Here is a 248-nt window from a genome sequence, read left to right as displayed (position 1 = left end):
GAGCCAGAGCCAGAGCCAGTTCGTGCTGCAAACATGCCAGAGATCATTCCAAATGAATTTGGTGTGCCAGAAGACGATGATTGGCTGATTGAAGATGAGGCGTTTGAACCAGAAGCATTAGCGGAAACTGACGTAACACCAGAGCTAGTGACACCAGTCGCTGACCCGCAAGTTGGAGCTACACCACAAGCGGAAGTAGCAGAACAAGCTGAAGTTCTAGGACAAGAAGGCGAAGAAGAATTCTCGTT

Annotated in this window: 1 protein-coding gene; it reads left to right on the top strand. The window is 49.2% G+C overall.

Annotation, left to right across the window (positions count from 1 at the left end; all coding sequences use genetic code 11):
- A partial coding sequence (locus AB4323_RS22075) for a hypothetical protein (RefSeq protein WP_372153340.1) occupies nt 1–248 on the top strand: 248 nt, incomplete at both ends.

This window comes from Vibrio sp. 10N.261.52.C11 (assembly GCF_041471405.1).
GTDB lineage: Bacteria > Pseudomonadota > Gammaproteobacteria > Enterobacterales > Vibrionaceae > Vibrio > Vibrio crassostreae_C.
Note: the sequence above shows the minus strand (reverse complement) of the source record. Positions and strands in the feature narration are given on the sequence as shown.